Annotated in this window: 5 protein-coding genes and 2 pseudogenes; 3 read left to right on the top strand and 4 right to left on the bottom strand. The window is 68.7% G+C overall.

What is annotated here, in order from left to right; all coding sequences use genetic code 11:
• The first annotated feature begins 126 nt into the window (after window positions 1–126).
• Complete coding sequence (locus ACZ7DE_RS32835; protein WP_470767570.1) at window positions 127–510, top strand: hypothetical protein; 384 nt, start codon at window positions 127–129, stop codon at window positions 508–510.
• Window positions 511–922: 412 nt separating this feature from the next.
• Here the strand turns inward: ACZ7DE_RS32835 and ACZ7DE_RS32830 are convergent, their stop codons facing one another.
• Together ACZ7DE_RS32830 and ACZ7DE_RS32825 are read right to left on the bottom strand one after the other, a co-directional pair.
• A complete protein-coding gene (locus ACZ7DE_RS32830) occupies window positions 923–1,324 on the bottom strand; it encodes a hypothetical protein (RefSeq protein ID WP_470767568.1) in 402 nt (133 codons plus the stop codon).
• A 501-nt stretch (window positions 1,325–1,825) separates the two neighbouring features.
• The gene (locus ACZ7DE_RS32825; protein WP_470767566.1) at window positions 1,826–2,158 is read right to left on the bottom strand and encodes a transposase; all 333 of its coding nucleotides are present in this window, start codon (window positions 2,156–2,158) and stop codon (window positions 1,826–1,828) included.
• A gap of 581 nt (window positions 2,159–2,739) precedes the next feature.
• Here ACZ7DE_RS32825 and ACZ7DE_RS32820 point away from each other — a divergent pair.
• Entirely contained in the window at window positions 2,740–2,940 is a 201-nt protein-coding gene (locus tag ACZ7DE_RS32820; protein WP_470767564.1) for a hypothetical protein, read from the top strand.
• A 253-nt stretch (window positions 2,941–3,193) separates the two neighbouring features.
• Here the strand turns inward: ACZ7DE_RS32820 and ACZ7DE_RS32815 are convergent.
• Window positions 3,194–3,445 (bottom strand): annotated as a pseudogene (locus ACZ7DE_RS32815) (IS630 family transposase); the annotation flags it as partial.
• A 418-nt stretch (window positions 3,446–3,863) separates the two neighbouring features.
• Between ACZ7DE_RS32815 and ACZ7DE_RS32810 the strand changes: the two are divergent.
• Window positions 3,864–4,214: a hypothetical protein gene (locus ACZ7DE_RS32810; RefSeq protein ID WP_470767563.1), complete on the top strand. Its 351-nt coding sequence runs from the start codon at window positions 3,864–3,866 to the stop codon at window positions 4,212–4,214.
• Between the two features lie 763 nt (window positions 4,215–4,977).
• Here ACZ7DE_RS32810 and ACZ7DE_RS32805 read toward each other — a convergent pair.
• Window positions 4,978–5,980: pseudogene (locus tag ACZ7DE_RS32805) on the bottom strand (IS701 family transposase); the annotation flags it as partial.
• Between the last annotated feature and the right edge of the window lie 20 nt (window positions 5,981–6,000).

Here is a 6,000-nt window from a genome sequence, read left to right as displayed (position 1 = left end):
CGTCCGACAGTGTCAACTCGGCCTTCGGCCGCCCCGTCCGTGCCATGCAGCAAGCCTATACATCTGAACAGAATTCCTGACTCAGAACACTAGGGACTGTCTCTTAGATCCGTCCGTGAGATCGTCGTGCTCGTGATCGAGTCTTGGGTGATCAATGACGACAGCCCTATCCCCGTGTCGTCCGAGGTGGTGCCGGAGGCTCTTCGCTCAAGGATCGACAGCGGTCAGCTTGAGACGTGGCTGACCAGTTCGTCCGGACGGTCGCTGGCCTTCGTGACGAATACCGAGCGCGCGATGGTGATGCTGCTCGAAGACGAGGGCGATCCCGGCGAGCATGCCGTGGACCCCGGGGCTCAGGGGTCGAGCGGCGGGTTCGTCCTTTCCAACGGGCAGGACGACGAGTATCCGGATCAGGACACCGTCCCCATCTGTGAGGCGTTCAGGCTCGTGAAGCAGATCGTTGCCACGGGATCCTGGCCGACGGACGCGCGCTGGGTGGTCGATCGCTGAGCGGGCTATCGCCGCCGCCCAGATGACACGCTCTAGTCCTCTCCGCGCGAGCGGAGGTGTCCTGGACTCGGCGTCGCGGACGGTGGTGGTGCCCGCGTCCTCTCCGCGCGAGCGGAGGTGTCCCGCCGTCGCGGCCGATTCCGGAGCCGCTGTCCTCTCCGCGAGCGGAGGTGTTCCGCCCGTCATCGTGTGGGGGGGGACCGTTTGGTGGTCCTCTCCGCGCGAGCTCCGTGTTGCGCGTGCCGGGGCGGCGCCGTGTCTCGCGGTTGGGCTTCGGCAGTTCGCGCCAGTTGAACGGGGACTCGTCGTCGCTGTCGACAACCAGCTCGCCGAAACTGATCAGTTCGGTGTTCCAGGTGATGCCCGGTGCGGGCGAGTGCTCGCCCCGGCGTGTGGATGACAGCCCCGGCTATCACGCGGTCGGGTCGTCAGGTTGGCGGGTGATCTCCTCGAACGCGGCGCGGCCCGGCTCGTCGACGCTGTACGCGTCGCGGCGTGGCAGCGGTGGCGGTAGGACGACCCGGGTGCAGCCGGGCCCGTGGACTCCTTTGTCGGAGTGCTCCCCTAACGAGCAGCATGGGACGAGCGGGGCCGCGGCTTCGCCGCACGCCAGTTGCTCGGCGCGCTTGGCTTCGACCCGGGCCTGGCGGTACGCCCTGCGAGCGAGGGCACCGAGGAGGAGCAGGCTGGGCGCGGTGCAAGCGGTGAGGGCCGCGGTCCACCAGTGGTCGGCGGTGGCGAGCCAGGTGGCGGCGGCCAGCTCGAGGACGGCGATGGCGCAGCAGGTGTAGGCGACGGCGAGGTCTCGGTTCACGACTGCTCCTTATCGGCGGCGCTGCACAATGCGAGGGTGTGAAGCGGTAGGCCGCGAGATGGCCCGCTCTCGCGGGTCTTCGGGGCGGCCATGGCCCCCGCTTCGGTTACACCTCTCCCACCGGCACTACCGGGGACGGGCGCTTCCGCCGCCTCATCCGCCACCGCCACCCCCGTACGCAAGCCTCTTCCACGCACACGGCCACGGGACCAGCGACATGGACATGCATGCCGTCGTCGCCGAAGGACTGCAAGAGACCTACTTCAAAGACGGCGGGCGAGGCGCCGGCCACCTCAAAGTCGAACTCGACCACCCAGGCAACAATGCCCTGTCACACCGTCGGCCGTCGTTGAATGTCACCCAGATGACGTACAACGGTAACGGCCAGAAGCACGCCGCCGCGCCTTCGGCGCACGGGGGCGTAGGGGCGCGGGTTCATCACTTGACGTGTGCTTCGTCTGTGAGCTTTAGCGCGCCAATGGACGACCTGATCTGGGAGCCTCAGAGGTCGTCCGCCTTCACCGACTGCGAGTCCACCGCAGCCGCACTCGGCTCCGCAGCACGGCCCTCCGCCCAGCGGACCGCCTGGTGCAGCTGGTCATGCAGTTCATCCACCAGCCTCACATCCCGCCAGCGGGCGAAGAAGGCGTAGACCCGCGACCGGGGCGGAAAGTCGGACGTCATCGCCCGCCGCTTGATGCCGTTGTCGACGAGGTAGCGCACCGCTTCGATCTTCTGCAGATGGCAGTAGCCCTCCGGCCGGCCGTCGCGGCCCGTCAACCAGACCGGCACCGGGAGCACAACCTTCACCACAGCCCACTCGGCATCGCTCATGTCAGAGCTGTATCAAGGCCGGTGATCCGGCTGATCGCACGCAGAACAGGCGCCTACCGGAACTGCCACGGATTCAGTACCCGCCCCAGGCCGAACCGGCCGCCCTCGTGGCGCAGGTCGGCCGCGGCGCCTCATGCCACACGTGGAGCGTGATCAGGCACCGCACCGTCTCCGCCCGCGCCCCAGCGACGAATGAGCGCCGAGGGCGAGCCGTCGGGCGGCGGCGAGGACGCCGTGGTCAGCACGCAGGCGTCCAGCAGTGCGCGGCACAGTAGCCCGCCGGTACAGAGTGCGCGCTCTGGCAAGCACCAGCTCGTTCATCCGCACGTCGTGGTGCGGGCGTTGAACGGGTCGGCGAGGAGCTCGCGCGCTGTGTGCAGGCTGCCGGGTCCTCGCGAACGATCATGGGTGAGCCGCCGTGGCGGGCTGCCCCACTGACGTCACGTCGTGCGGTAGCGCCCGGGCAAGGCCCTTTGCCACCGCAAGGTGACGAGAGCGAGCCGCGGCTCGGTGCCACCGCACCGCAGATATCGGGCTGATATTGGTGGCAGCCGGGCCGCGTGCTGGGGCAGCATCCCTGCATGGTCAACTACGTGCCCTCCCCTGACGAAGTGGCCGCCGCGCGGACCCCCAACGGCGGCTGGTCGAAGAAGCAGCTTGCGCAATGGGGGGTCCCCTGGCCTCCGCCGACGGGCTGGCGCAAGCACCTGGAGGCGAAGTGGCGGGGGGAGGACGTCGCTCCGTTGCCCCGTGAGCAGCCGGACCAGGACACCCTGTTCTGACATATCGCGGCGATCACGGAGCGTGCACACCCACAATCCGACGCCATGCTCCTCAATCTCCTACCCCGCCGCGCGGCCACCTGTAGCTCGGCCCCCACGCGTTCGGTCCTCCACGACAGGCCGGACCATCCACCACCTCTCTCCCCCACCGGCCGGCAAGCTGCTCCGGCGTTTGTTGCCGCGCGCGGCAACGGCCAAAGCCCATGCCAGGCCAACGATTACTGACCTTGTCGGAATAGCTTCGGGTGCCAGGGCTGAGGGTCAGGCCGGTTTCGGTGAGGCAGCCGTCGATGAGTTCCGGGTGGCGCTGAATGTGGGCGAGGCCGCGGCGGAGGGTGCGGGTGAGGTGGTCAGGGTCGGTGAACGCGGTGTTGGCCACCGGGCCTCGCCGCGACAGGGACCAGACCCCTTCCACCGGGTTCAAGTCCGGGCTGCAGGAGGGGAGCTGGACGATCGTGAGCCAGTCGTGGCCTGCGGCGTAGTCACGCAGGCCAGCGGGACCGTGCCTTTGGTGCCGCAGGCATGGTCCCATACCGAACCTATTGGTGGCACTGGTGGCTACCGGTACTGGGCACTGCAGACCCAGGGCCGGCCGCCCTGTACGACCTGTCGAACTGCCCTGACACCGACCAGCCTGACTTTCACAAACGAAGAGCGATCTGTGGGAATCACCCGCACTGACTGGTCCGAGCACTACACCGAGGGGCGAGGCTTCCGGCGGCTTGGGGACGAGGAGAAGGGCCAGCTCGTCGAGCACGCGGGCGCGGGCTGATCGTCACCGGCCAGACTGGGACCGGCAAGACCACCGTCATCGCTCAGCTCGGCCGCAACCATGAACTCCTGGTCCGCAAACGACTCGGCCCGGCCGCCGCGGGTCGGCTGCGGTCGTCTATGTCACCGTCCCGCCCCGGGCCACCCGGAAGATGCTCGCCATCGAGTTCGCCCGGTTCCTGGGCATCCCGGTTGTCCGGCAAGAGACCCAGACCTCCATCACCAACACCGTCTGCGACCTGCTGATCAAAATGCGCGTCGAACTCGCGCTCGTCGACGAGATCCACAATCTTAACCTCGCCACCCAGGCCGGGCCGAAGCCTCCGACCAGCTCAAATACCTGTCCGAGCGGATCCCCGCCACCTTCGTACTCGCCGGCATCGACGTCGCCGCGAGCGCCCTGTTCAGCGGTGTCCGGGGCCAGCAGATCGCCAGCCGACACACCGACACCGAACCGTTCGCCTACGGCACCACCGCACAGCGGCAGAACTGGCGGAACCTGATCGCCTCGCTCGAAGACGCTCTGCGACTCCACCGACACCAGCCCGGCAGCCTGGTCAAACTCGACGGCTACCTCCACGAACGCACCGACGGCGCGATCGGCAGCCTCTCCCAACTCGTCCGCGGGGCCGCCCTCGAGGCCGTCATCAACGGCTGCAAGGCCATCACCCGCAACACTCTGGAAACCATCGAGGTCGACCAGACCGCCGAGGACGCCCGCCAGGAACGCTGCCGCAACCGGCGCCCCCGCCGCCGGATGCCGGATGCCGGATGCCGACGCAGCCTGACCGACCCCGCCAGCTGCCCATCGCTCTCGGCCCCGTCCACAACGAGACCCTCGGTTCCTATCTCCACCGTCTGGCCGTCGCCAACAATCGTCCCGCGGTCTTCCTCGCCCGTCTCCTGGGTCCGCTGCCACCAGAGTTCTCCCCGCTCAGCAACACACCGCCGGCTGGACTCCCCACTCAGCCGATCGTCTGGCCACACTCTCCGGCCGCCCAACAGCCCAGCTAAAGCCGACCGCAGAGGAGCAGCGAGCCGCTCACTCGACCGCCTGCGCGAGACGTACCGGCTCGGGCGCAGCGATGGGCTGGCATGCAGCGGCAGAAGATCGCCGACGGCGTGGCCATGGCCTACTCCAGCCCGAGCGAGAAGGAGTGTGCCGACCAGTAGGAACAGCTCGGCGAGCGCCAGCAGAGCGCGGGCGATCGGGACGGCTTCCTGGCCGCTTGCTGCACCTTCCCGGCACCGGGACTACCTGGGTACGACGAGGCGGTGCCAGGAGACCCAGCGGCGGACCTGGTGCTCGTCCAGTCCGGCCAGGCTCTTCGCGGCTTGGAAGGTCTCCTCGACTGTCCAGCGTCGGCCGGCCACCTTGACCAGTGCGGTCAGAGGGACGGGTCGGGGTGAGTAGCAGCGGTAGCAGGCGCGTTCGCCGGTGCGTCGGTTGCGTCGCACGAGCAGCCACCGATGCTCCGAGGTGCCGCTCGGGCTGGTGATCTCGACCTGGGCCCAGTTCATAGAAGCGGTGGCCCTTGGCTCCGGCTCCCGCCAACAGCCGCTGCCAGGCTTTCTTCGGCAGGCCGTGGGCCAGCACGCCAGCCGGGAAGATGCCCGCGTGGGTGGGGACGGGCCGTTTGCGCGAGATGGCCAGGAAATAGCCGATCTGACGCTGTTCCAGGTCGGCGCTCAGGTGCGGGCCGCCGCCGTAGACCTCATCACCGGTGACCCAGCTGGCCCGGACTCCGGCGTCCAGGGCCTGGGCGACATTCTCGGTGGCCAGGGCGGGCTTGGTCGCGAACCTCAGGTCGTCGGGGATGCCGACCGAGCGGCACCGCTGCGGGTCCTGGGTCCAGGACTGTGGGGTGTAGAGGCGGCGGTCGATGGCGGCGTGCCCGGCCGCACTCGCGTAGACGAGGTAGACGGCGACCTGGGAGTTCTCGATCCGGCCCGCGGTTCCGGTGTACTGGCGCTGGACCCCGACACTCGCGGTGCCCTTCTTCAGGTCCCCGGTCTCGTCGACGCCCAGTACGGCGTCCTCGTCGCCGAGGTGCTCGACTACGAAGTCCCGTATGTCGTCACGCACTCGGTCGGCATCGCAGCGGGCCCGGCTGAGCAGGTGCTGCATGCCGGCCGGGCTGGCGTTACCGGCGTGCTCGGCGATCGTCCAGCAGTTCTTCTTTGGCAGGTCCGCGAGCAGCCCCAGCACGAACGCCCTTGCTCGGCGGCGGGGTTTCACCCGGGCGAACCGGCCCGCCACCTTGCCCATCAGGCCCTCGAATACCGATT

This window comes from Streptomyces sp. NPDC037083 (assembly GCF_055606485.1).
This window is presented reverse-complemented; position numbering and strand designations above follow the sequence as displayed.